The following is a 22,288-nucleotide window of genomic DNA, read 5'->3' as shown; positions in this document are numbered from 1 at the left end:
CCAGCTACGGCCCGCGAGCCCAGATCAAGCCTCCAGCTTGATCCCCGCCTGCTTCACCACCCCCGCCCATCGCACCTGCTCGGCAACAAAGAACTTCCCGGTCTCCCCGGGCGTCATCGTCACCACCTCCGCCCCCTGGGCCACCAGCTGCGCGCGCAGATCCGGCGCGCGGATGATGCGGATCAGCTCGCCGCTGAGGCGCGCCACCATCGCATCGGGCATGCTGGCCGGAGCCATCACGCCCTGCCACGTTCCGGATTCAAAATTCGGCACGCCCTGCTCGGCGATGGTCGGCACGTTCTGCAGCAGCGGCATGCGCGTGCGCTTGGACTGGGCGATCAGCTTGAGCTTGCCCGACTGCACGTGCGGCAGCGTGGCCAGCATGCCGTTCATCAGCACCTGGGCGCTGCCGCCCACGGTATCGGCAATGGCCTGCGAGCCGCCCTTGTAGGGTACGTATTGCCACTTGGCGCCGGTGGCCTGCTCCACCGCCACGCCGGCCAGGTGCGGCGCGCTGCCGATGGCGGTCACGGCGAAGTTGAGCTGGCTGCGCTGCGACAGCGCCACCAGTTCCTTCACGCTGGCCGCCTGCACCGACGGATGCACCACCAGCAGGTGCGGCGAGTAGGCCAGCATCGACACCGGCTTGAGGTCCTTGGCGATATTGAAGGTCAGCTTGGTATAGACCGACGGGCTGATCGCCAGCGCGCCGATATCGCACAGCATCAGCGTGTGGTTGTCGGTGGCCTGCGCGACCAGTGCCGCGCCGACGTTGCCGTTGGCACCGGGGCGGTTGTCCACCACCACTGACTGGCCCAGCGCCTCGCCCAGCTGCTTGCTGATCAGGCGCGCGATGATGTCTGACGAGCCGCCGGCGGTGTACGGCACCACCAGGCGGATCGGGCGGGTGGGCCAGTCCGGTCCGGCGTGCGCCGCCGAGGACAGGCCCGCGAGCGGACCGGCTGCCAGGCCGGCGGCCAGTGCGGAGGATTGCTTGAGGAAGGTGCGGCGTCCCTGGGTCATGCTGTTGTCTCCTGTCGATGACGCGAGCGCCAGCGCGGCACGCTATGCGTGCATGCCCGGCGCGTTCTGTGCTGCAGTGTCTGGGGTTCAGTGCGATGGCTTCAGTCCAGCGCGATCTTGCCCTTCTCGATCACGGTCTTCCAGCGCAGCAGTTCCTGCGCCTCGAACTGGTTGAACTGCTCGGGCGTGTTGGCCACCACCTCGAAGCCGCTCTCGGACAGCTTCTGGCGCATCTTCGGGTCGTTCAGCGACGACACCAGGGCGCCGTGCAGGCGGCTCTTCACCTCGGGCGGCAGGCCGCGCGGCGCGGCCACGCCCTGCCACGAGTACACCTCGACGTCCTTAACGCCGGCCTCGGCCATGGTCGGCACATTGGGCAGCACCGGCGAGCGCTTGTCGGAGGTCACCGCCATGGCCTTGAGCTTGCCGGTGCGGATGTGCTGCAGCACGGCGTTGACGTTCTGGAACGACACGTCGACCTGGCCGGCAAGCAGGTCGGAGATGGCCGGGCCGCCGCCCTTGTAGGGCACGTGCAGGCCGTCGGTGGCGCTCTTCTGCCAGAACAGCGCAGCAGTCAGGTGGTCGGACGAGCCCGCGCCGGACGAGGCAAAGCTGACCTTGCCCGGATTCTTCTTCATGTAGGCCACCAGTTCCTGCAGCGTATTGGCCGGGAACTGCGGATTGGCCACCAGCACGTTGGGCGCGCGCACCGCCACGGTCAGCAGGTCGAAGTCCTTGGCCGGGTCATAGGCCAGGTTCTTCTGCAGGAACGGGTTCACAGCATACACGCCGATCGACGCCACCATCATGGTGTAGCCGTCCGCCGGCGCGCGCTTGACGAAGGTGGCGCCGATGGCGCCGGTCGCGCCGGGGCGGTTGTCGATGACGAAGGGCTGGCCCAGCTTTTCATTGAGCGGCACGGTCAGCATGCGCGCGATGGCGTCGCTGGAGCCACCCGGCGGGAACGGCACCACCACCGATACCGGGCGTTGCGGCCACTCCTGTGGCGCGGCGTATGCGGCGGCGCTCACGGTCAGGGCCGCCACCGTGACGACAGAGCCGAGCGCAAAGGCGCGCAGCCAGTGAGGCAGGCGCAGGGCGCGCTGGCGTTGGAACGTGTACATCGTTGTCTCCTGCAGTGTCTTTATCAGATCAGCCAGCCGTGCCGATCACGGCAGCGGCCGGTTGGGCGTTGCCGGTACTGCGTCAGCGCACCATGCAGGGCGCCTTGTTGTTGAACTTCCAGCCGGGGATCAGGAATTGCATCGCCGCGGCATCGTCGCGTGCGCCCAGGCCCTTGCGCTGGTACAGCTCGTGCGCGCGCGCCAGGGCATCCATGTCGAGCTCCACGCCCAGGCCCGGGGTCTTGGGCACCTGCACCAGGCCGCCTTCGATCCGCAGCGGGTTGCGGGTCAGGTTTTCGCCGTCCTGCCAGATCCAGTGCGTGTCGATGGCAGTGACGCGCCCCGGCGCGGCGGCGGCCACGTGGGTGAACATCGCCAGCGAAATATCGAAGTGGTTGTTCGAGTGCGAGCCCCAGGTCAGGCCCCATTCGGCGCACATCTGCGCCACGCGCACCGAGCCCTGCATGGTCCAGAAGTGCGGGTCGGCCAGCGGGATGTCGACCGACTGCAGCCGCACGGCGTGCCCCATCTGGCGCCAGTCGGTGGCGATCATGTTGGTGGCGGTGGGCAGGCCGGTGGCAGTGCGGAATTCGGCCATGATCTCGCGCCCGGAATAGCCGTCTTCGGCGCCGCACGGGTCTTCGGCATAGGCCAGCACGCCGCGCTTGTCGCGGCACAGGCGCACGGCCTCTGCCAGCGACCAGGCGCCGTTGGGATCCAGCGTTATGCGCGCCTTCGGGAAGCGTTCGGCCAGCGCCAGGATCGCTTCCATCTCTTCGTCGCCGCTCAGCACGCCGCCCTTGAGCTTGAAGTCGTTGAATCCATAGCGCTCGTAAGCGGCTTCGGCCAGGCGCACCACGCCCTCGGGCGTCATCGCCCCTTCATTGCGCAGGCGGAACCACGCGTTGTCGGCATCGGGCTCGGTGCGGTAGTCCAGCGTGGTGCGCTGGCGATCGCCGATATAGAACAGGTAGCCGAGCATCTCCACGGCGTCGCGCTGCTGGCCTTCGCCGAGCAGTGCGGCCACCGGCACCTCGAGGTGCTGGCCGAGCAGGTCGAGCAGCGCCGCCTCGAGCGCCGTCACCGCATGGATGGTGATGCGCAGGTCAAAGGTCTGCAGGCCGCGGCCGCCGGCATCGCGGCTGGCGAATGCCGCGCGCACGCGGTTCAGGATGGACTGGTACTGGCCGATGGGCTGGCCCACCAGCAGCGGCCGCGCGTCTTCCAGCGTCTGGCGGATGCCCTCGCCGCCCGGGACCTCGCCCACGCCGGTGTGGCCGGCGCTGTCGCGCACGATCACGATATTGCGAGTGAAGTACGGGCCATGGGCGCCGGACAGGTTCATCAGCATGCTGTCATGCCCGGCCACGGGCACCACGGTCAGTTCGGTCACGACCGGGGTGTGGGCGGACGCCATGGGGGCGGCGGTTGGGGTCATCTCAGGGTTGTCTCCGGCATTTCCGATGGCGGGCGCAGTATTGTTCACCGGACCATCACTTCGCGTATGTTATCTGTCATCGTATGACTGATAACCCAGTATAATGAGGCCATCTCGAACCGGTCAAGTCCGGGAAACCCCGCCCGTATCCACCATGCCGAACTCCACCTCCGCCCAGTCCGTTCCGCCCGTTTCTGCGCCGCTGCGCCGCCGCGGCCGCACGCTTGCCGAAGAAGTGGTGCAAGCCCTTGGCGAAGAAATCCGCCAGGGCCAGCTCAAGCCCGGCAACAAGCTGCCGACCGAGTCGGAGATCATGGCGTCGATGGGGGTCAGCCGCACCGTGGTGCGCGAGGCACTGTCGCGGCTGCAGGCCAGCGGCCTGGTCGAGACGCGCCACGGCATCGGCACCTTCGTGCTGGCGCGCGCGGCCGAGGCGCCCTCGCCCTTCCGCATCGGGCCGGACGCGCTGGGCACGGCCATGGATGTGATGGCGATGCTGGAATTCCGCGTCAGCCTTGAGGCCGAGGCCGCGGGCCTGGCCGCGTCGCGCCGCACCGACGCGCAGCTGGCCGCGATGCGCCAGGCGCTGGACGAGCTCAAGCGCAGTGCCGGCGCCGGCAACGACGCCGTGGAGAGCGATTTTGCCTTCCACCTGGCGATTGCACGCGCCACCGGCAACCGCTATTTCACCGACATCATGGGCCACCTGGGCACCATGGTGATCCCGCGCAGCCGCCTGCAGGTCAGCACGCCCGAGCGCGAGCAGTACCTGGACCGCGTCAGCATCGAGCACGAGAACATCTACGACGCGATCGAGCGCCGCGACCCGGACGGGGCCAAGGCCGCCATGCGCATGCACCTGACCAACAGCCGCGAACGGCTGCGCAAGGCCTCGGCGCCGGCCGGCGCCCAAGGCTGAGCGACGCGCGCGCACTGGATGGGTGCGGCCGCCAAGTCATACGATGTCTAATGATATGGACCGAGCTCAGGGGGTCAGCCGGCAACGCCGCGCAAAGTCCACCAGCTCCACCAGGGACGAGACCTGCAGCTTACCCATGATGCGTGCCTTGTAGCTGCTCACGGTCTTGTTGCTGATAAAGAGGCTGGCGCTGATGGCCTTGTAGGACATGCCGCGCGCCAGCATCTGCAGCACCACCAGTTCCTTGTCGGAAAGGCGCCGCAGGATCTCCTCATCCGCCGACATGGCCTGGCGCGGCGCGCCGCCGCGGCTGAGCACCGGGAACACGGTATAGCCCGCCAGCACCGCCTCGACCGCACGCAGGATTTCCTTGATGTCCTGGGTCTTGCTGACGAAGCCCTGCGCACCGGCCTGCCATGACCGGCTGATGAACACCGCCGGGTCCAGCGCCGTCACCACCAGAATGCGCACCTGCGGATGGATCGCGCGCAGGCGCGGCGCCACATCCAGCCCGCTGGAGCGCGGGATGTCCAGGTCGAGCAGCACGAGGTCCGGCGTGCGCGCGCGCACCAGCTCGATGGCGCACTGTCCGTTGTCTGCTTCGATCACCTCGTCTACGCCAAGCAGCTGCAGCAGATGGTGCCTGAGCACCAGCCGCATCGCCGGATGGTCGTCAACGATCAGGATGGTTGTCATGCGTGGCTTCGTAGTCCGGGAACGCATCGGCGACGGCGCGCATTCTGCCCGGGCATGGGATGGCAGGGCGATTAACACGCGGGGCGCGATGCTGCGCCAGTATAGGGAGCCGCGGACGCTGGCAGGATGGGAGAAATCGGTTTCGCATGAGGCCGAATCCTAGGCCCGCCTCAGACACGCGCTCATGCCGGAGCACGGGGCCGTGGCGGTGTTGCCCCTGCGCACGGCAGGGACAACGGCAAACAGCCAGTGGTGCTACTCTATTCAAGCGTGTTTCATCCATGGAGAACACTGTGCCTCGCAAGACCCCCATCGAGCGCTACCGCAACATCGGCATCAGCGCGCATATCGACGCCGGCAAGACCACGACGACCGAACGGATCCTGTTCTACACGGGCGTCAACCACAAGCTGGGCGAAGTGCACGATGGCGCGGCCACCATGGACTGGATGGAGCAGGAGCAGGAGCGCGGCATCACCATCACGTCGGCCGCCACCACTGCCTTCTGGAAAGGCATGGCCGGCAACTACCCCGAACACCGCATCAACATCATCGATACGCCGGGACACGTCGACTTCACCATCGAAGTCGAGCGCTCCATGCGCGTGCTTGACGGCGCCTGCATGGTCTACGACGCCGTCGGCGGCGTGCAGCCACAGTCCGAGACGGTCTGGCGCCAGGCCAACAAGTACGCGGTGCCGCGCATTGCCTTCGTCAACAAGATGGACCGCGTCGGCGCCGACTTCTTCCGCGTGCAGACGCAGATCGCCGACCGCCTCAAGGGCCGCGCCGTGCCGATCCAGATCCCGCTGGGCGCCGAGGACCATTTCCAGGGCGTGGTCGACCTGGTCAAGATGAAGGCCATCGTCTGGGACGATGCCAGCCAGGGCGTGCGCTTTGCCTACCAGGACATCCCGGCGGACCTGCTGGCGACCGCACAGGAATGGCGCGACAAGATGGTCGAAGCCGCCGCCGAGGCCGACGAGACGCTGCTCAACCAGTACCTGTCGGGCGAGCCGCTGACCGAGGAGCAGATCAAGCGCGGCCTGCGCAAGCGCACCATCGCCAACGAGATCGTGCCGATGCTGTGCGGCAGCGCCTTCAAGAACAAGGGCGTGCAGAGCATGCTGGACGCGGTCATCGACTACCTGCCCTCGCCCGCCGACGTGCCGGCCATCCTGGGCCACACCGAAGACGACCGCGAAGCCGAACGCCATCCCAACGACGACGAGCCGTTTGCCGCGCTGGCGTTCAAGATCATGACCGACCCCTTTGTCGGCCAGCTGATCTTCTTCCGCGTCTATTCCGGCGTGGTCAAATCCGGCGACACCGTCTACAACCCGGTCAAGGCCAAGCGCGAGCGCCTGGGCCGCATCCTGCAGATGCACGCCAACGTGCGCCAGGAGATCAAGGAAGTGCGCGCCGGCGACATCGCCGCGGCCGTCGGCCTGAAAGAAGCGACCACCGGCGACACCCTGTGCGACCCCGACAAGGTCATCATCCTGGAGCGCATGAGCTTCCCGGAACCGGTGATCTCGCAGGCAGTGGAACCCAGGACCAAGGCCGACCAGGAAAAGATGGGCATTGCGCTGAACCGCCTTGCGCAGGAAGACCCGTCCTTCCGCGTGACCACGGACGAGGAATCCGGCCAGACCATCATCTCCGGCATGGGCGAGCTGCACCTGGAAATCCTGGTCGACCGCATGCGGCGCGAGTTCGGCGTGGAGGCATCGGTCGGCAAGCCCCAGGTGGCCTACCGCGAGACCATCCGCCAGCCGGTCAAGGACGTGGAAGGCAAGTTCATCAAGCAATCGGGCGGACGCGGCCAGTACGGCCACGTGGTGCTCAACCTCGAGCCGATGCCGCACGGCGGCGGCTATGAGTTCGTCGATGCCATCAAGGGCGGCGTGGTGCCGCGCGAGTTCATCCCCGCGGTGGACAAGGGCATCCGCGAGACCCTGCGGTCAGGCGTGCTGGCCGGCTACCCGATCGTCGACATCAAGGCCACGCTGGTGTTCGGCTCCTACCACGACGTCGACTCGAACGAGAACGCATTCCGCATGGCCGGCTCGATGGCGTTCAAGGAAGGCATGCGCCGGGCCAGGCCCGTCCTGCTGGAGCCGATGATGGCCGTCGAGGTGGAAACGCCTGAGGAATTCACCGGCAACGTGATGGGCGATCTGTCGTCACGACGCGGCATGGTGCACGGCATGGAAGACATCGCCGGTGGCGGCGGCAAGATCGTGCGCGCCGAGGTGCCGCTGGCAACCATGTTCGGCTACTCCACCACGCTGCGCTCGCTGACGCAGGGGCGCGCGACGTACACGATGGAGTTCAAGCACTATGCCGAGGCGCCGGCCAATGTGGCTGAGGCGGTGATATCGACGAAGCGGGGGTAACAATGGTTTGCTCCCCTCCCCCGCGTGCGGGAGAGGGGCCGAGGGAAAGGGCCGGCGCATCCACGCGCCCGCGCCCTCCTCCTTCATCGCAATCAGCAGGCCGCCGCCGTCATCTTGAAGATCCCCTGCGCATTCCCGGCATCAAACCCCAGGTCATAACGCTGCGGCGCTGCCGCTTCATCGGCAAAGCGATCGCGCGTGATGAACTCGTAGAACGATCCCGGCACGTCCCGCTCCACCGTCTCGCCGTGCGCGCCGACGAAGGCGCGGCGCACCGTATCCGCGCGGAACGCGGTCTGCTTGACGCGGCCGCTGCGCGAGACTTCGACCTTGTCCTTCATCGGCCGGCCCAGCTGCTTCTGCTGCTCGGCGAGCGCGAACACGTCGTCGACGCGGTCGGTGGCGTGGTTGAAGGCGTTGCCTTCGGTGGCGACCCAGGCCATCTCGGCCGATTCACTGAGCAGCGTTTCATAGTCGGCCAGGCTCGGGGTGGCGTGCTGGCGCTCGAAGCATGGCACCAGCAGGCCGACCAGCTCGGCGCCGTCGGCCAGGTCCAGCGCGCCGTCGCGCTCCAGTTGCCACAGCAGGGTCTGCGCGCGCGGCGTGAGCGGGTCGGCGGAGGTGCCGGTGACGCGGCTGACGGCGGCGCGGAAGGCGTCGCTGAAGCGTTCCGGATGGAATTCGCTGAGGAAGAACTGGGCGATGCCCTCGGGCGCGTCGGCATGCGCGTATGAGCGACCGGTCATGCCGATGCGGTCCAGCGGATAGGTGCCGTTGAGCACGTAGCCGAGCGGGCGCAGGATGCGGGTGAAGGCGGCCTCGCCTTCGGGCAGCGCGCCGTTGTCGCGCCACTTGACCGTGCGCAGCGCGCCGTGGTCGAAAGTGACCTTGCCGCCGGCGGCGGCAACGTCGTCGGTGTAGGCGCGGCCGCTCGGCACGCGCTCGAGGATGCCGCCGAACAGCACCATGTTCAGGGCCTGGGCGATTTCCGCGCGGCTGGCACGGCCCTGCGGGGCCTGCGGCAAATCCGCGGGCAAGGTGACCAGCGCGAGCAGTTGCGCGGCGCGGGCGGCGCCGACGTTGGCGGTGAGAAGCGTGGAGAGATTGGAGGTCATGGGCACAAACAGGTGAGCACTGGGATGGCAGCCGGGCTGGCGACGATACGCGGGGCAGGATAGGGGCACCCCCATGGCGCGCACAAGCGCGCATTGCGCACAACGTTGTGCGTGCGGCGCACGACCGCGGTAGCGGTGCGGCCTGGCGCCGCTGTTTATACTGTCAGCCTTCCTTCCCTCGCAGTCCCATGAGAAACGACATCCCCAACCTGGGCGCGCTGCAGGCCTTCGAGGCCTCGGCGCGGCTGGGCAGCTTTACCCGCGCCGCGGCAGAGCTGGCGCTGACGCACAGCGCGGTGGGGCGGCAGGTGGCGCAGCTGGAGCAGCGCCTGGGCGTGGCGCTGTTCACACGCGTGCGCCGGCGCCTGGAGCTGACCGATACCGGGCGCGAATACGCCGCGCGCATTCGCCGGCACCTGGACCACCTGCAGCGCGACACGCTGGAAATCACCACCGGCCGGGCCATGGGCTACACGCTGGAGCTGGCGGTGGTGCCCACCTTTGCCACCCAATGGCTGATCCCGCGCCTGCCGGACTTTGCGCGGCGCCATCCCAATGTGACGGTCAACCTGGCGGCGCGCTCGCAGCCGTTCTCGTTCCAGGAATGCGCCTATGACGCGGCGATTTATTTCGGCGACCAGTTCTGGCCCGGCACGCGCGGCGGCGTGATCTTCCGCGAAGGCGGCATGGTGCCGGTGTGCAGCCCCGCCTTCCTGGCCGGGCATCCCGTGACCGACGCCGCCAGCCTGGCGCGCTGCCGCCACCTGCACCTGAGCACGCGCGCCAACGCCTGGCGCGACTGGTACGCGGCACAGGGCTGGGCCTATGACCTGGCCGCCTCGCGCGGGCCGCGCTACGAGCTGTTCACGATGATGACGGCCGCCGCTACGGCCGGGCTTGGCATCGGCCTGGCGCCGCGCCTGCTGATCGAGCGCGAGCTGCAGACCGGCCAGCTGGTAATCCCGCTGGCGGGCATGCTGGACGAACAGCAGGGCTACTACTTCGCCTATCCGGAGGGCCGGCCCGAATCCGAAGCGCTGGCGGCCTTCCGCAACTGGATCCTGGGCCTGTCGCGCGATGCGCCGGCCACCGCTGCCGGCAACTGATCGCGCCGCCTCGCTGCGCCCGATGACGCACTTTCCGGGGGCATTTGCGCAATGCAGGTAAACTAGCGCCTGTTCGCCGCACCCGGGACGACCCGGAACATGCCTCCCCAGTCATATCGGCCCAGGCCGCCATGACTGCCGAAGTGGGCGCCGGCGAACCCGCTCAATGGCCTTCGGGCCGCTCCCGTGGCGCCGGCAACCGGCGCTGCCCAAGGCTTGCCCGGCAACACTGCCGGCATTCGCCGCCAACCAGGCATCGCCGCCCACTTCGACCTTCGCCCGGGCCCTGCGCGTCCGTTGCGCTGCGCCCGATGACGACCCGCGCGCCCCCGCGCGGGACTGGAACCCGCAGGCCATCGGCCTGACGGATCCGCGCCGGCGCGCTGCAAGCACCGGGGCGGGTCGGACTTCCGGAGGAAATCCATGAACCAGACAGCCAGCCACTGGCTGCTGGCGGCCGGGCTTTTGCCTTTCGTCGCCCTTGCCGCCCTCGCCGGCACCAACGCCCACGCCGAGCCAGGCGTGACCCTGTACGGCATCGCCAGCTCCGCCGTGCGCTACACCTCCAACCTGGATGGCCACCACAACGGCCAGGCCGCACTGGTCTCCGGCGGCATGGTCGGCAGCCGCTTCGGCCTGAAGGGCGATGAAGACCTGGGCGGCGGCAACCACGCCATCTTCCGGCTCGAGGCCGGCATCGGCAGCGACGACGGCCGCTCCAGCTACAACACGCTGTTCGGGCGCCAGGCCTATGCGGGACTTTCCGGCGACTGGGGCAGCCTGACCTTCGGGCGCCAGTACAACGCGCTGAACAATATTGGCTGGGCCTTCAATCCGCTGGACCAGGGCTGGGGCAATTTCTGGTCCGACCCGCTGTATATCGGCGGCGACATCTTCTTCCAGGACTACCGCATCAACAACAGCATGGTCTACAAGAAGACCGCAGGACCGTTCACGCTGCAGTTGGACTATGGCACCGGCGAGCAGCCCGGCAGCCTGGCGCGCGGCATCACGCTGGGGGGCGGGCTGATGTTCCAGCAGGGCGCACTGGCGCTGGGCGCGGCCTATGACCAGCGCAAGAGCGCCGACGGCGGCAACACCGTGCGCAACTACTCGGTGGGCGGCTCCTACGCTTTCGGCAAGGCCACGGCCTACCTCGGGCACATGGGCCGGCGCGAATCGGCGGGCGACGCTCGCTTCAATATTGCCTTTGCCGGCCTCGGCTACCAGCTCACGCCGGCGCTGCACGTCTCGGGCGCCTACTACCGCTACTGGCAGGGCGGCAACGTGACCACGCAGTTCCAGGACGTGCCGGCGCTGCTGGGCAGCGGCAACGCCGACAGCATCGCCGTGGTGGCCGACTATGCGTTGTCCAAGCGCACCAGCGTATACCTGGAAGCCGATGCCGTGCACGCGCGCGGCGGCGCGGTCGGACGCGAGACCGAATACTGGGCCGGCGCGCCCGCCGCGGGCGTGGACAGGACCACGCGCGTGGGCGTCATGCTCGGCATGCGGCATCACTTCTGAGGATCGCGGCGGCACCACCGGGTGCCGCTGCAGGAAGGCACGCGGCGCCATGCTGACGCGCCTTTTTTTCCATGCCGCGCGAAAGAATTACCACGGCGGCAGCCGGCAACTTCAGCCCCATGCGTACGGCGCCACAAACGGCGCAGGCATGGTCATTGCGCATGCCATGCATTCCAACGTCCTGCGACAAGGAGCACAGCATGCCGAACCAACCTCCCACCAGTGAAGGCGCGGCCATCATCGGTTCAGGCGTGGGCGAAGGCCCGGGCCCTGAAGTGATGGCGGCATCGAGCCTTGACGGCACCAAGGCCTATTCATCCGATGGCGAACACGTCGGCAAGATTTCCGAGATCATGCTGGATGTGCCGCACGGCCGCATCGCCTACGCGGTGCTGACCACCGGCGGCTTCCTCGGCATTGGCGACACGCTGCACGCCATCCCATGGAATGCACTGGTCATGGACACCGACGAGAAATGCTTCCGGATTGCGGTGACGGCAGACCGGCTCAAATCCGCACCGGGCTTCAACAAGGACAGCTGGCCGAGCATGGCCGATCCCCAGTGGGGCAAGTCGCTGCACGAGTACTACGGCCGCGATCCGTACTGGGTGCCCCCGCCGCTGTAAGGCTGCGCAGGGGCTACATCCAGGTTGCAAGCAGCCAGCGCGCGGCCAGCGCGGCCAGGCCGATACCCGCCACGCCCGGCAGCAGGCGCTGCACCGCGCGTGGCGCATAGGACAGGCCCAGCGCCACGGCAAACGCGCTGGCGGTCAGCGTGCCAAGCCACGACACCGTTCCCAGCGGCCCGCCGTCGGCAGCAACGTGGAGCGACCAGGTTAGCGCGAGCGCGCCGGCACCCGCCGCGCGCAGCCCAGCCACCGAGCGCCGCGACGGCATGCTGCCGCGGCCATGGATATCGGCATGGTGGCGGTCAAGCGACAGCGCCAGTGCGGCGAATCCTGACAGCGACAGTGCGAAGGCAGCCAGCATATTCATGCTCATGCGGGCTCCTGCGTGACGGCAGCCACTTCGGCCACCTTCTGCGGCTGGCGTGACGTGCGCCGCGGTGCCGGCTGCCCGCGTCCGACCATCCAGGCCGCGGCTGCCAGCGCGATACCGAGCGTCAGCGTCACCAGGTCGAAGCCAGCCACCGCCGCCGGCCCGCGCCCCTGCATCAAGGTCACGCCCAGGTGCGATCCGGTGGTCAGGGCGTTGAGCACCGGGACGCCCCCGAACAGCGCCGCACCCACCCACAACTGCGCGCGCCACATGCCACGCGCGGGACGCAGCAGCGCCAGCAGCGCGCAGGCGGCCCAGGCGATGAAGAACCAGCGGACCTCCGCTTCAGGCCGCTGCGCCAGTTCCACCGGCAACAGGCGGTTGGCCCAGAAGTAGCTGGCAAAGGCAATCGGCAGGCCGGCGATGGCGCCGATGTTCAGCGCCTCGACCAGGCGCAGGCCAACGCCGGGCCGAGCACCTGCAGCCAGCGCCTTGGCCTGCTGCTGGCGCGTGCGTACCGCCCACAGGATCGCCCCGGTAGCCACCATGGCGGTTCCGGCAAGGCCGCACAGGAAGAACAGCGCGCGCAGGCCTGGTGAAGCAAAGCCGGCGATATGCAGGCCGGTCATGACGCTGCGCGTCAGCTCTGCCGCTGACTTGTCTTCCGCGTACGCGCGCAGCATGGCGCCGCTGGTGCCGGAGAATTCAAGCGTGGACGCATCGTGTGCCAGCGTGGTCGGCTCGGCACGGGTCAGCGCCACGGTGGCATTGGCATCGCCCGGCAGGTTCACGGTGATGCGCCGCGGCGCGGCCCCCTGCCAGCGGCGCTCCGCCTGCGCCACCATGTCTGCCACGCTTGCCAGCGCGGCGGGCGTGCCCGCTGCGCTGGCTGGCCGCGGACGCAGCATCGCCTCGGCCTGGAAAGCGCGCTCGCCGCCGCGGTAGGCGGCCTCGATGCCCCAGGGCATATACATGAACAGCAGCGTGACCAGCCCCGTGTAGGTGATCATCAGGTGGAATGGCAGCGCCAGCACCGCCAGCGCATTGTGCGCATCGAGCCAGGATCGCTGGCCCTTGCCGCGCCGGAACGTGAAGAAGTCGGCAAAGATGCGCCGGTGCGTGATGACGCCGCTGACGATGGCCACCAGCATGAACATGGCGCAGAAGCCGGCGATCCAGCGCGCCCACCTGGCCGGCATGTAGTGCAGGTCGAAATGCAGCCGGTACAGGAACTCGCCGCCGCGGGTCTCGCGCGCGGCCTGCAGCGGCGCGCCGGTGGCCGGGTCGAGCAAGCGGCTGTCGAACCGGCGCGGCTTGCCGTCGGCATCGCGCGGCGCCTGGCCCGGCTTGTAGACCCACCGCACGGTGGCGGCCTGGCGCCGATCGTCGGGCAGCGTGATGAACCAGCGCGCGGCATCGGGTGCCTGCCGGCTGAGGTAGCGCACCGCGTTCTGCGCCACCCGCGTGGCCGGCACCTCGGCGGCGGGCGCGGTGCGATGCAGCTCGGGCCGCATCCACAGCGAGATCTCTTCCTTGAAATAGCTGGCGCTGCCGCCGCAGAACATCAGCAGCAACACCCAGCACACCAGCAGGCCGCTCCAGGTATGGAGCCATGCCATCGACTGCCTGAAACCTGCCCGCATCAGCCGCCCCGTCCCACGGCCAGCAACGCCAACAGCAGCGCGGCCGGCAGCGCCAGCCCGGCCCAGGCTCGCCACGCGCTGCGCACCGCGAAGACCCAGACCACCGCCGCGGCATAGACCGCGAAGGACAGCAGCGTGGCCGTCGTCACGGCATCGGGCCGCGCCATCGGCAGCCACACGGACAGGGCCGCGGTGGCCAGCGCCGCCAGCGCGTAGCCGCCAGCAATGGCCGCGACCGCGCGCGAGGCCACCCCGGCGCGATAGCGCCAGCCGGAAGCGTGGGCCTGGCTCATGCCGGCACGCGCAGTACTGCGCCGCAGGCCAGGCCGGCCGTCACGGCTGGGGCTGACTGCAGCGGCATGCCAGAGACGGGGCGGCGATGGCGGGAGGAAAGTCGATACATGGCGCAGGACCGGGGCAAGAAATCGTTACGAATGATAACAATTCGCATTATTACCCTCAAGGTCGTACATTGCGCCACCGGGCCACCCTCAAGAAATGAGGCCACCCGTAAAATTTTCCTTGTAATGAGATCGATTCCCATTTACCATCCGATCACTGCCTGACGCACGACGCACCTCCCGACAGGCAGACCGGCCAGGTCCGGCGCGCCGCGGCACGCGGCAGCAACCGAAGCTGGCAGGAACGACAGGATTTCCGGATGCCGCCGCTGCGGCATTCGACACCGACTTTTGTGGGGACCGCTCCGTCACGCGGAGCGTTTGGCAGTAGCCAGTCTTCGGAAGATCGGGAAAGCAACCAGACCCCGCTTTCCCGATCGCGTCTTCCGGTGACAAGCCAGGCCATCTTTTTATTCCGCGCGTCGTGCAGGCACGGCGCGCCGCCAGGGACGGGGGCGCCAGCACTGGTCCGGCCCTGGCGCTTCAGCCTGAAATCCCGCCAAGCCATCGACGCCGCCCGTGCGCGGCGCCAGGCCGGGCGCCGCCCTGCGCGCGGGGCGCCAGCCGCATGCCAATGCCTTCCGCCATGTCATTCGAGAGCACAAACCCGATCCATCTCAAGCGCGCCGGCCTGAAGGCCACCTCGCCGCGCATGCGGATCCTTGAAGTGTTCCGCACCAGCGCCCGGCGCCACCTGAGCGCCGAAGACGTCTACCGCATCCTGCTGACGCAGGACGAGGACGCGGGACTGTCCACGGTGTATCGCGTGCTCAACCAGCTGGTGCAGGCCGACATCCTGCTGCGACACAGCTTCGAGTCCGACCACGCCGTGTTCGAACTCAACGAAGGCGGCCACCATGACCACCTGATCTGCGTCGCCTGCGGCCGCGTGGAGGAATTCCGCGATGAAAGCATCGAGCAGCGCCAGCGCCAGGTAGCCGCCGACAACGCCTTTGTCTTGCGCGAGCACATGCTGGTGCTGTACGGCGTCTGCCCGCAATGCCGGGCCGGCGCCACCGAGGCCGAACCCACGCCGGAGCTGCCCGCCCGGGCGTAAGCTCGCCGCGCACCTGACGGAGCCATCCATGGAGCGCCTGAACAAGCCCCTGTCCGAACTGAAACGCCTGATCAACCTGTGCCTGCGGCAGGAGCCCGGCTGCCACGACTGCCAGCTGCGCGCGGTCTGCGTGCACCGGCCCGACCACACCGGCTGCAACTGGAGCGCCGAAGTCGATTTCCCCGAACGCAGCGAAGCCGACGCCGTGCGCCACCTGCGCCAGGCACGCCGCGTGGTGATGATGGTGCGCGAGCAGTACAACGTGGCGGCGGGCACGGCGGCACAGGCCTGAGTCAGGGACCTCGCGTCCTGGCTCAGATATCGAGTTGCGCTGCAGTGATGCCGAGTGCGGCGGCAATGCGCTCACGCGAGGTCTTGCGCAGGCGGGTGCTGTTCTCCTGCTGCGCATAGGCTGGCTGTGAAATGCCGAGGCGCACTGCGACGTCTGCCTGGGTCAGGCCAAGATGCTCGCGCCAGGCGCGCAGAGGCGGCACGTCATCGGCTAGCACGCGACGCACGACCGCATGCGGAACCAGATCACTGGCGCGCGCATATTGCGAGAGGTAGTCCCCATAGGGAATCACGACAAACGCCGGCTTGCCATCCGGCCCGATGATCGTCTGGATGTTAGTAGGTGCGTTCATCCCGCTTTCTCACTTCCTGTATTTCCACGATTCATATCGCTCCGTCCCCGTCGGACAGCACCCGGTAGTTGCCGACTCCGAGCCGATAGCCATAGGCATGGTTGGCTAGCGCTTTGACATGTTGGCAGTTCGGCATATGCCCCAAGTCCTCAATCGCATCAAGGATCGTGGCGCGCATTGGCTTGTCGAGCTTTCGGACTTGCCTCGTGGCCTTCGTTGCCCAATATATCGAGTTCATCACTCGAATATAAGAAATTTATAAGCAATAAAGGCGTTATGGCAATGAATATAAGTTTATTCTTATCCAGAGGCGCTCAACGTTTGACCGCTACACCACCTGCCGGACTGGCGCCGTGCTCCACCCCCGTCACCGGCCGCAACACCAGCCATACCGCCACCCCGATCAGCACGCCACCCGCCGCGTGCGCCCACGACAGTGCCTCGCCCAGGAACAGCGCGCCCCAGACGATGCCGAACGGCGGGATCAGGAAGGTGACGCTCAGCGAGCGCACCGGGCCCAGCTCGGCAATCAGTCGGTAATACAGGATGTAGGCCAGCGCCGTGCACAGCACGCCCAGCCCCAGCATGGCCGCCCACACGCCGGCGCCGGCAGCGGGCAGCGTGTTGTGGCGCCACAGCGCGGCGAGGCAGAAGGGCAGCAGGAACACGGTGGCACCGACCATGCTGCCGGCGGCGACCAGCCGGCTGTCTAGCCCGCCGCGCCGCGTGATCCAGCGCCGCGCGAGAAAGCCGGAGAGGCCGTAGCAGGCGGTGGCCGCCAGGCAGGCCAGCGCGCCCAGCAGCACGTCGGTTGAGAACGCCACCGGTCCGGTGCGGGTCAGCACCGCGACGCCCGCCACGCCCAGCAGCACGCCCAGGGCCTTGGCGCGCGTGAGCCGTTCGGAAAACGCCAGCGCGCCGATCAGCACGCCCATCAGCGGGGTCATGGCATTGAACACGGCCGAATAACCGGCCGGCAGCCACAGCGCGGCGATGGCGTACATGACAAACGGGATACCGGAATTGACCACACCCAGCGCCAGCACCGCCGGCCATTTGCCCTGCATATCCCAGCGCAGCTTCAGCAGCGGCAGGCATGCCGCCAGCGTGAGCGCGCCGATCAGCACCCGGGCGAACGCGGTCGGCATCGGTCCCAGCGCCGGCACGCCGACGCGGATAAACAGGAAACTGGCGCCCCAGATGGCGGCCAGGGCAAGCAAGCGGGCGAGATCGGCGGGTTTCATCAGGGGAACCGGGAGGCGCGGGTTGGAGGTTGCCGCGATTTGACGCCTGTGCAGCGCATGCCGCAAGCCGGATTCGGACCTGTGCCCCGCCGTCGCCACGATGGCGATCCGCTTTCCGCCAGGAATTTAGGTGATGTTGACTGATTTACGACATTTTCGAGCGCCGCTCCCTGCACAATCTCACGCCAATTCGTCACTTTTCCAATCAAAAGCTTTCATCATCACCCCACGCTGGAGGGGGGCTGTTACCGGCGCGTGACAAGCCGCCTTCGATTAAATTAAACTCTGGTCTGCGCCAGAGTTAATTGACCCCTCCGACGCATTCCCGACAAGCCGCCAGGGCTCCTGGCGGCTTCTTTTTTGTCCGAACGGGTAAAATGCGCCTTGCCCGGCGCATGAGCACTGCCAGTCCAGCAGGATGACAGGTGCCGCGCCACAGGCATCACAAGGCCTGCAAACCCCGAGTTCCGGACGGCGCCTGCGTCAACCGGCGCGGCGTCTGCCGCGTTGCCAGTCCACATGAAACGACAGTTCCTGGGCCTGCTGGCCCGCGTCTACGTCCTGCAATTCGCGCTTGAAGTCCCGGCTACGGTGGCCATGCTTGCCGACATGTTGCTGGAATACGGCTTCCAGGTCGATATCGGCTCAGTGCGCCCGTTGCTGCGTGCCCTGCAAATGGAAGGCTATCTGGAAAGCGTGCTGCGCGACGGCATCGGCCGGGTCTACCTGCTGACCGAGCGCGGCCGCGAAGAGCTCCAGGCCAGCCGCCAGCGCATCGACGATCTCTACCGCCGCCTGCACGCCGGCCAGCCGGCCACCGACGAAGTGCCGCAACAGGCCTGATCCGGCCAGGGCGGCCGCCGCGGCGCGGGGAGCGTACCCGTTTCTGCGGGCCATCTCCTCGCCGCCGGGCGCGCCGTGTGCCTTACTTCTTCTCCGCCTTCCCTTCGTAGCGCTTGCTCCATTCAGCCAGGATGCGGTCGCGGTTGTCGCTCGCCCAGCGGAAGTCGTTCTTGATCAGGCGCTTCTCGTAGTCGGCGGGCAGCAGCGCGTCGGGCCTGGCAATGCCGGGCACGGCCAGCACGGCAAAGTTCTTCTCATACAGCGCCATCGCTTCACGCGAGGCCGAGAAGTCAGCCAGCTTGCGCGCGGCGTCCAGGTTCCTGGTGCCCTTGACGATGGCGGTGGCCTCGATGTCCCAGCCCAGGCCTTCGCTCGGCAGCACGATATCGATCGGCGCGCCTTCCTTCTTCGACTTCATGGCACGGTACTCGAACGCAATGCCGATCGGGAACTCGCCCTGCGCGGCCATCTTGCACGGCTTGGAGCCCGAGTGCGTGTACAGGCCGATGTTCTTGTGCAGGGCATCCATGTACTGCCAGCCCTTCTGCTCGCCCATCATCTGCAGCCAGGCGCTGACATCGAGGAAGCCCGTGCCCGACGAGGCCGGGTGCGGCATCACCACCTTGCCCGCGTAGATCGGCTTGGTCAGGTCGGCCCACGAGGCCGGCTTGGGCAGGCCCTGCTTCTGCGCCTCTACGGTGTTGAAGCAGATCGCCGCGCCCCACACGTCCATGCCGACCCATGCCGGCGGATTGGCCGGGCTGCGGTACTTGGCATCGATCGCGGCCAGGTTCTTCGGCGCATACGGGTCGAGCATGCCTTCCTTGTCCAGGATCGCCAGGCTGGAGCCGGCCAGGCCCCACACCGCATCGGCGCGCGGCGCGGCCCTTTCCGCCAGCAGCTTGGCGGTGACGATGCCGGTGGAATCGCGCACCCACTTGATTTCGATATCGGGATGCACCTTCTCGAACGCGGACTTGTAGGCGGCGATCTGGTCGGCTTCGAGCGCGGTATAGACCGTCAGCACGGTGGCGGCGCTGGCGTTGCCGGCCAGCATCGGCAGGGCGGCCGCGGCGGCAAGCGCCGCGACAAGGTTGGTGATGCGGGACATGGTTTCTCCTTGGGTTCGGTGAGTGTTCCGGAATGCAGGGGTACGGCGAATCGGGCAAAGGTCAGCCGGCGCGCCAGCGTTGTGCGCGGCGCAGCCAGCCGGCCGAGACCGCGTGCAGCAGCAGGGCCGCCAGCACCGAGGTCAGCAGGATCAGCGTCGACATCGCGGCAGCGGGCGCGGTGTCGCCGGCATCGTCCATGTTCAGCACCGAGATCGCCGCCAGCACGGTGTCGGGGCTGTACAGGAAAATCACCGCCGAGACCGTGGTCATCGACGACACGAAGAGGTAGCGGAAGATATCGAGCAGTGCCGGCAGGCACACCGGCACGGTCACGCGCCAGCACGTCACCAGCGGCGCCACCCCGAGCGACAGCGCCGCGGCCTCGAACTCGTTGTCGAGCTGGCGCAGCGCCGCGGCCGCGGTCAGGTGGCCGGTGGTGTAGCAGTGCGCCACGTTGCACAGCACCAGCAGCGCCATGGTGCCGTACAGCGCGTGCAGCGGATTGCCGGGCGCGTTGAAGAAGAACACATAGCCCAGGCCCAGCACCAGCCCCGGCACCGCCATCGGCAACAGGAAGCCCGCGCGCAGCACGCCGTGCAGCCAGGCCGGGCCGCGCGTGCGCAGCGTCAGCCAGGCGCCCAGGAAGATCGCCGCCGTGCCCGCCAGCGCGGTCAGTGCCGACAGCTTCAGGCTGTTGCGGTAGGCCAGCCAGCCGCCGCCGTCCATATTGTCGAAGTCGTAATGCGCCAGCGTCAGGCCCAGGTTGTACGGCCACAGCTTGACCAGCGACGCGCCCAGCGCGGTGGCGATCACTGCCAGCAGCGCGGCACTGACCAGCGCCACCAGCAGCAGGCACGCGCCGTCGCGGCCGCGCTCGGGCGCCGGCACATACACCTGCGCGCGGCTGCCCATCTGTGTGCGCTGGCGCTGCTGCATTGCCATGTCCACGGCAAAGGTCAGCAGCGCGGGCGCCAGCAGCAGCATGCCGATCAGCGCGCCGCGGTCGAACTGCTGCTGCCCGACCACCGCCTTGTACGCTTCCAGCGCCAGCACCGGATAACCGCCGCCCACCACCTTGGGTACGCCAAAGTCCGTGATCACCAGCGTCAGCACCAGGCAGGCGGCGGCGAACAGGCCCTGGCGCGCGCCCGGCAGCGTGACCGTGCAGAAGGTACGCCACGGGCTGGCGCCCATCGCGCGCGCCGCCTCATAGAGGCGCGCATCGGCCAGCGACAACGTCGCCACCAGCACCATCAGCGCATGCGGGAAGGTGTAGAAGGCCTCGCCCAGCACGATGCCCCAGAAGCCATAGATGCCGCCCGGCCCGAAGGCGCCGCGAAAGATGCCCTGGTTGCCGAACAGGTAGACCAGCGCGATCGCCGGCAGCAGCGACGGCGCAAACAGCGGCAGCAGCGCAATGCCGCGCCACAGCGGCCGCAGTGCGATGCAGGAACGCTGCAGCGCATAGGCAAAGCCAAATGCCAGCGGCACCACCAGCGCCACCACCGCCAGCGACACCGCCACGCTGCGGCCGAGCATCGGCAGGAAGTTGGAGCTGGTCACCAGCGCCGCCATGCGCGCGCCCAGCGCCCATTGCCCCGCCGCATCGAACCACGCCTGGCGGAACAGCGCCAGCAACGGCAGCAGCAGGCCGACGGCCAGCCCGGCCAGCCAGAGCCACTTCATCGCGGCCGGGGCACCGTGCGCCAGCCGGGAGGCCAGGCCGGTGCCGCGCGGCGATGCTGCCTGCGTAGCCTCGGGCAGGACGGCAGTGACCGCGCGCATCATGCAAACACCCGCAACGCCTGCGCGGGCAGCGCAATCCAGAACTTGTGGCCGCCCGCGTCGGGCAGCCGGTGCCGCGCCTCGCGCGCCACGTCGGCAAACAGGGTCAGCCCCGGCAGGCGATCCGCATCCAGCGCCAGCCGGTAGCGGTTGCCGAGGTAGGTCTGGTCGACCACGCGCGCCAGCAGCCGGTTGGGCTCGGCAGGATCCGGGTCCAGCCGCACCGCTTCCGGGCGGCAGCACAGCCGGCCGGCGGATGCCGCCGGCTGCGGCGAGTCGACCAGGAAATCGACGGCCTGGCTGCCCTCGCCGACGGTGAAGCGCCCGGCCTGCACGCTGCGCCCCGGCAGCCAGTTGGCCTGCCCGACAAAACCGGCGACAAAGGCCGACGCCGGCTGCTCATAGATTTCGGCGGGAGTGCCGGCCTGCACGATGCGCCCGCCGTCCATCACGGCAATGCGGTCGGCCATGGTCATGGCCTCTTCCTGGTCGTGGGTGACCATCACGGTGGTGATATTCAGCCTGCGCTGCAGCTGGCGCAGCTCCAGCCGCAGGTGTTCGCGCACGCGGGCGTCGAGTGCCGACATCGGCTCATCAAGCAGCAGCAGCGAAGGCGCCGGCGCCAGCGCGCGGGCCATCGCCACGCGCTGCTGCTGGCCACCGGAGAGCTGGCCCGGGAACTTGCGCTCGCTGCCGGCCAGGCCGACCAGGTCGAGCATCTCGGCCACGCGCGCGTCGCGGTGCGTGCGTCCCATGCCGCGCCCGTGCAGTCCATAGGCCACGTTCTGCGCCACGGTCAGGTTGGGAAACAGCGCATAGGACTGGAACAGGATGCCGTAGTCGCGTGCCTGCGGCGGCAACCCGCTCAGTTCACGCGCGCCGGCATGGATGCGTCCTGCGTCCTCGCGCTCAAGTCCCGCGATGATGCGCAGCAGCGTGGTCTTGCCGCACCCGGACGGGCCCAGCAGGCACAGCAGCTCGCCCTGCCCGACCGACATCGACACGCCGTCCAGCGCCACGAAGCTGCCAAAGCGCTTGCTGACCTGCTCCACCGCCAGGAACGCCCGGCCCTCCCCGGACTTGCCTGCCTGCATCACCGAATCTCCGCAATCTCAATTGAATCGGTCGCCAGCATAGGCAGCGCAGATGCCAGCCGTGTGGCAGATCGGCAAAGTATTTCGATGGAGGTATCGGGGGATTTGGGATGGGGCAG

21 protein-coding genes are annotated in these 22,288 nt (G+C 68.2%); 8 read left to right on the top strand and 13 right to left on the bottom strand.

Going from position 1 to position 22,288, the window contains the following annotated elements:
- Window positions 1-24: 24 nt before the first annotated feature.
- From AC3WQZ_RS13315 to gudD, 3 genes are all read right to left on the bottom strand, one after another.
- Window positions 25-1,023, bottom strand: a complete 999-nt coding sequence (locus AC3WQZ_RS13315) for a Bug family tripartite tricarboxylate transporter substrate binding protein (RefSeq protein WP_439669582.1) — start codon at window positions 1,021-1,023, stop codon at window positions 25-27.
- Between the two features lie 101 nt (window positions 1,024-1,124).
- On the bottom strand, window positions 1,125-2,147 hold the full coding sequence (locus AC3WQZ_RS13310) for a Bug family tripartite tricarboxylate transporter substrate binding protein (protein ID WP_010814024.1): 1,023 nt from the start codon (window positions 2,145-2,147) through the stop codon (window positions 1,125-1,127).
- 82 nt (window positions 2,148-2,229) lie between these two features.
- Complete coding sequence (gudD, locus tag AC3WQZ_RS13305) at window positions 2,230-3,585, bottom strand: glucarate dehydratase (RefSeq protein ID WP_439669580.1); 1,356 nt, start codon at window positions 3,583-3,585, stop codon at window positions 2,230-2,232.
- Window positions 3,586-3,739: 154 nt separating this feature from the next.
- Here gudD and AC3WQZ_RS13300 point away from each other — a divergent pair, with 154 nt between their 5' ends.
- Window positions 3,740-4,504, top strand: a complete 765-nt coding sequence (locus tag AC3WQZ_RS13300) for a FadR/GntR family transcriptional regulator (RefSeq protein ID WP_011616363.1) — start codon at window positions 3,740-3,742, stop codon at window positions 4,502-4,504.
- A 66-nt stretch (window positions 4,505-4,570) separates the two neighbouring features.
- Here AC3WQZ_RS13300 and AC3WQZ_RS13295 read toward each other — a convergent pair whose 3' ends face one another.
- The gene (locus AC3WQZ_RS13295; RefSeq protein WP_010814027.1) at window positions 4,571-5,200 is read right to left on the bottom strand and encodes a response regulator transcription factor; all 630 of its coding nucleotides are present in this window, start codon (window positions 5,198-5,200) and stop codon (window positions 4,571-4,573) included.
- 293 nt (window positions 5,201-5,493) lie between these two features.
- On the opposite strand from AC3WQZ_RS13295, the gene fusA reads away from it, so the two are divergent.
- Window positions 5,494-7,599, top strand: coding sequence for an elongation factor G (gene fusA, locus AC3WQZ_RS13290; protein ID WP_492300704.1), 2,106 nt, complete (start codon window positions 5,494-5,496; stop codon window positions 7,597-7,599).
- A gap of 92 nt (window positions 7,600-7,691) precedes the next feature.
- Here fusA and AC3WQZ_RS13285 read toward each other — a convergent pair whose 3' ends face one another.
- Window positions 7,692-8,714 (bottom strand): DUF1338 domain-containing protein, encoded by a 1,023-nt coding sequence (locus AC3WQZ_RS13285; RefSeq protein ID WP_010814029.1) that lies wholly within the window; start codon window positions 8,712-8,714, stop codon window positions 7,692-7,694.
- Window positions 8,715-8,902: 188 nt separating this feature from the next.
- Here AC3WQZ_RS13285 and AC3WQZ_RS13280 point away from each other — a divergent pair, with 188 nt between their 5' ends.
- From AC3WQZ_RS13280 to AC3WQZ_RS13270, 3 genes are all read left to right on the top strand, one after another.
- The gene (locus AC3WQZ_RS13280; protein ID WP_010814030.1) at window positions 8,903-9,820 is read left to right on the top strand and encodes a LysR substrate-binding domain-containing protein; all 918 of its coding nucleotides are present in this window, start codon (window positions 8,903-8,905) and stop codon (window positions 9,818-9,820) included.
- Between the two features lie 423 nt (window positions 9,821-10,243).
- Window positions 10,244-11,347, top strand: coding sequence for a porin (locus AC3WQZ_RS13275; protein WP_010814031.1), 1,104 nt, complete (start codon window positions 10,244-10,246; stop codon window positions 11,345-11,347).
- A gap of 200 nt (window positions 11,348-11,547) precedes the next feature.
- Window positions 11,548-11,973 carry a PRC-barrel domain-containing protein gene (locus AC3WQZ_RS13270; protein ID WP_010814032.1) on the top strand — a complete coding sequence of 142 codons (426 nt, stop codon included), beginning with the start codon at window positions 11,548-11,550 and terminating at the stop codon, window positions 11,971-11,973.
- A gap of 13 nt (window positions 11,974-11,986) precedes the next feature.
- Here AC3WQZ_RS13270 and AC3WQZ_RS13265 read toward each other — a convergent pair whose 3' ends face one another.
- From AC3WQZ_RS13265 to AC3WQZ_RS13255, 3 genes are read right to left on the bottom strand one after another with little or no spacing between them, the layout of a single operon-like run.
- The gene (locus AC3WQZ_RS13265) at window positions 11,987-12,349 is read right to left on the bottom strand and encodes a DUF3325 domain-containing protein (protein WP_439669579.1); all 363 of its coding nucleotides are present in this window, start codon (window positions 12,347-12,349) and stop codon (window positions 11,987-11,989) included.
- Complete coding sequence (locus AC3WQZ_RS13260; protein WP_492293392.1) at window positions 12,346-13,989, bottom strand: PepSY-associated TM helix domain-containing protein; 1,644 nt, start codon at window positions 13,987-13,989, stop codon at window positions 12,346-12,348. The genes AC3WQZ_RS13265 and AC3WQZ_RS13260 overlap by 4 nt, the downstream gene beginning before the upstream one ends.
- Entirely contained in the window at window positions 13,989-14,282 is a 294-nt protein-coding gene (locus AC3WQZ_RS13255) for a DUF3649 domain-containing protein (protein WP_010814035.1), read from the bottom strand. The genes AC3WQZ_RS13260 and AC3WQZ_RS13255 overlap by 1 nt, the downstream gene beginning before the upstream one ends.
- A 676-nt stretch (window positions 14,283-14,958) precedes the next feature.
- Here AC3WQZ_RS13255 and fur point away from each other — a divergent pair.
- Complete coding sequence (gene fur, locus AC3WQZ_RS13250; RefSeq protein ID WP_011616358.1) at window positions 14,959-15,447, top strand: ferric iron uptake transcriptional regulator; 489 nt, start codon at window positions 14,959-14,961, stop codon at window positions 15,445-15,447.
- Between the two features lie 28 nt (window positions 15,448-15,475).
- Window positions 15,476-15,739 carry a hypothetical protein gene (locus AC3WQZ_RS13245; RefSeq protein WP_010814037.1) on the top strand — a complete coding sequence of 88 codons (264 nt, stop codon included), beginning with the start codon at window positions 15,476-15,478 and terminating at the stop codon, window positions 15,737-15,739.
- A gap of 22 nt (window positions 15,740-15,761) precedes the next feature.
- On the opposite strand, the gene AC3WQZ_RS13240 is transcribed toward AC3WQZ_RS13245, so the two are convergent.
- Complete coding sequence (locus AC3WQZ_RS13240) at window positions 15,762-16,091, bottom strand: helix-turn-helix domain-containing protein (RefSeq protein ID WP_010814038.1); 330 nt, start codon at window positions 16,089-16,091, stop codon at window positions 15,762-15,764.
- 314 nt (window positions 16,092-16,405) lie between these two features.
- A complete protein-coding gene (locus tag AC3WQZ_RS13235) occupies window positions 16,406-17,335 on the bottom strand; it encodes a DMT family transporter (protein ID WP_492293393.1) in 930 nt (309 codons plus the stop codon).
- 519 nt (window positions 17,336-17,854) lie between these two features.
- Between AC3WQZ_RS13235 and AC3WQZ_RS13230 the strand changes: the two genes are divergently transcribed.
- The gene (locus AC3WQZ_RS13230) at window positions 17,855-18,178 is read left to right on the top strand and encodes a PadR family transcriptional regulator (RefSeq protein WP_011616356.1); all 324 of its coding nucleotides are present in this window, start codon (window positions 17,855-17,857) and stop codon (window positions 18,176-18,178) included.
- 82 nt (window positions 18,179-18,260) lie between these two features.
- Here the strand turns inward: AC3WQZ_RS13230 and AC3WQZ_RS13225 are convergent, their stop codons facing one another.
- The 3 genes from AC3WQZ_RS13225 to AC3WQZ_RS13215 all read right to left on the bottom strand — a co-directional run bounded on the left by AC3WQZ_RS13225 (window position 18,261) and on the right by AC3WQZ_RS13215 (window position 22,169).
- Window positions 18,261-19,289, bottom strand: a complete 1,029-nt coding sequence (locus AC3WQZ_RS13225; RefSeq protein WP_011616355.1) for a putative 2-aminoethylphosphonate ABC transporter substrate-binding protein — start codon at window positions 19,287-19,289, stop codon at window positions 18,261-18,263.
- A gap of 61 nt (window positions 19,290-19,350) precedes the next feature.
- Window positions 19,351-21,078, bottom strand: a complete 1,728-nt coding sequence (locus AC3WQZ_RS13220) for a putative 2-aminoethylphosphonate ABC transporter permease subunit (RefSeq protein WP_037025812.1) — start codon at window positions 21,076-21,078, stop codon at window positions 19,351-19,353.
- On the bottom strand, window positions 21,075-22,169 hold the full coding sequence (locus AC3WQZ_RS13215) for a putative 2-aminoethylphosphonate ABC transporter ATP-binding protein (RefSeq protein ID WP_058697755.1): 1,095 nt from the start codon (window positions 22,167-22,169) through the stop codon (window positions 21,075-21,077). The genes AC3WQZ_RS13220 and AC3WQZ_RS13215 overlap by 4 nt, the downstream gene beginning before the upstream one ends.
- Window positions 22,170-22,288: the final 119 nt, after the last annotated feature.

The sequence above is a fragment of the Cupriavidus sp. FW305-26 genome (genome assembly GCF_058787975.1).
The sequence above is the reverse complement of the archived record's forward strand: the minus strand, read 5'-3'. Positions and strand labels throughout refer to the sequence as shown.

Bases quoted from the DNA above. Each gene is read 5' to 3' on its own strand.
- AC3WQZ_RS13215 (WP_058697755.1), bottom strand. From the start codon at position 22,169: ATGCAGGCAGGCAAGTCCGGGGAGGGCCGGGCGTTCCTGGCGGTGGAG.
- AC3WQZ_RS13225 (WP_011616355.1), bottom strand. From the start codon at position 19,289: ATGTCCCGCATCACCAACCTTGTCGCGGCGCTTGCCGCCGCGGCCGCC.
- AC3WQZ_RS13285 (WP_010814029.1), bottom strand. From the start codon at position 8,714: ATGACCTCCAATCTCTCCACGCTTCTCACCGCCAACGTCGGCGCCGCC.
- AC3WQZ_RS13310 (WP_010814024.1), bottom strand. From the start codon at position 2,147: ATGTACACGTTCCAACGCCAGCGCGCCCTGCGCCTGCCTCACTGGCTG.
- AC3WQZ_RS13255 (WP_010814035.1), bottom strand. From the start codon at position 14,282: ATGAGCCAGGCCCACGCTTCCGGCTGGCGCTATCGCGCCGGGGTGGCC.
- AC3WQZ_RS13280 (WP_010814030.1), top strand. From the start codon at position 8,903: ATGAGAAACGACATCCCCAACCTGGGCGCGCTGCAGGCCTTCGAGGCC.
- AC3WQZ_RS13220 (WP_037025812.1), bottom strand. From the start codon at position 21,078: ATGATGCGCGCGGTCACTGCCGTCCTGCCCGAGGCTACGCAGGCAGCA.
- AC3WQZ_RS13295 (WP_010814027.1), bottom strand. From the start codon at position 5,200: ATGACAACCATCCTGATCGTTGACGACCATCCGGCGATGCGGCTGGTG.
- AC3WQZ_RS13235 (WP_492293393.1), bottom strand. From the start codon at position 17,335: ATGAAACCCGCCGATCTCGCCCGCTTGCTTGCCCTGGCCGCCATCTGG.
- AC3WQZ_RS13265 (WP_439669579.1), bottom strand. From the start codon at position 12,349: ATGAGCATGAATATGCTGGCTGCCTTCGCACTGTCGCTGTCAGGATTC.
- AC3WQZ_RS13315 (WP_439669582.1), bottom strand. From the start codon at position 1,023: ATGACCCAGGGACGCCGCACCTTCCTCAAGCAATCCTCCGCACTGGCC.
- fur (WP_011616358.1), top strand. From the start codon at position 14,959: ATGCCAATGCCTTCCGCCATGTCATTCGAGAGCACAAACCCGATCCAT.
- AC3WQZ_RS13230 (WP_011616356.1), top strand. From the start codon at position 17,855: ATGAAACGACAGTTCCTGGGCCTGCTGGCCCGCGTCTACGTCCTGCAA.
- gudD (WP_439669580.1), bottom strand. From the start codon at position 3,585: ATGACCCCAACCGCCGCCCCCATGGCGTCCGCCCACACCCCGGTCGTG.
- AC3WQZ_RS13260 (WP_492293392.1), bottom strand. From the start codon at position 13,989: ATGCGGGCAGGTTTCAGGCAGTCGATGGCATGGCTCCATACCTGGAGC.
- AC3WQZ_RS13300 (WP_011616363.1), top strand. From the start codon at position 3,740: ATGCCGAACTCCACCTCCGCCCAGTCCGTTCCGCCCGTTTCTGCGCCG.
- AC3WQZ_RS13275 (WP_010814031.1), top strand. From the start codon at position 10,244: ATGAACCAGACAGCCAGCCACTGGCTGCTGGCGGCCGGGCTTTTGCCT.
- AC3WQZ_RS13245 (WP_010814037.1), top strand. From the start codon at position 15,476: ATGGAGCGCCTGAACAAGCCCCTGTCCGAACTGAAACGCCTGATCAAC.
- AC3WQZ_RS13270 (WP_010814032.1), top strand. From the start codon at position 11,548: ATGCCGAACCAACCTCCCACCAGTGAAGGCGCGGCCATCATCGGTTCA.
- AC3WQZ_RS13240 (WP_010814038.1), bottom strand. From the start codon at position 16,091: ATGAACGCACCTACTAACATCCAGACGATCATCGGGCCGGATGGCAAG.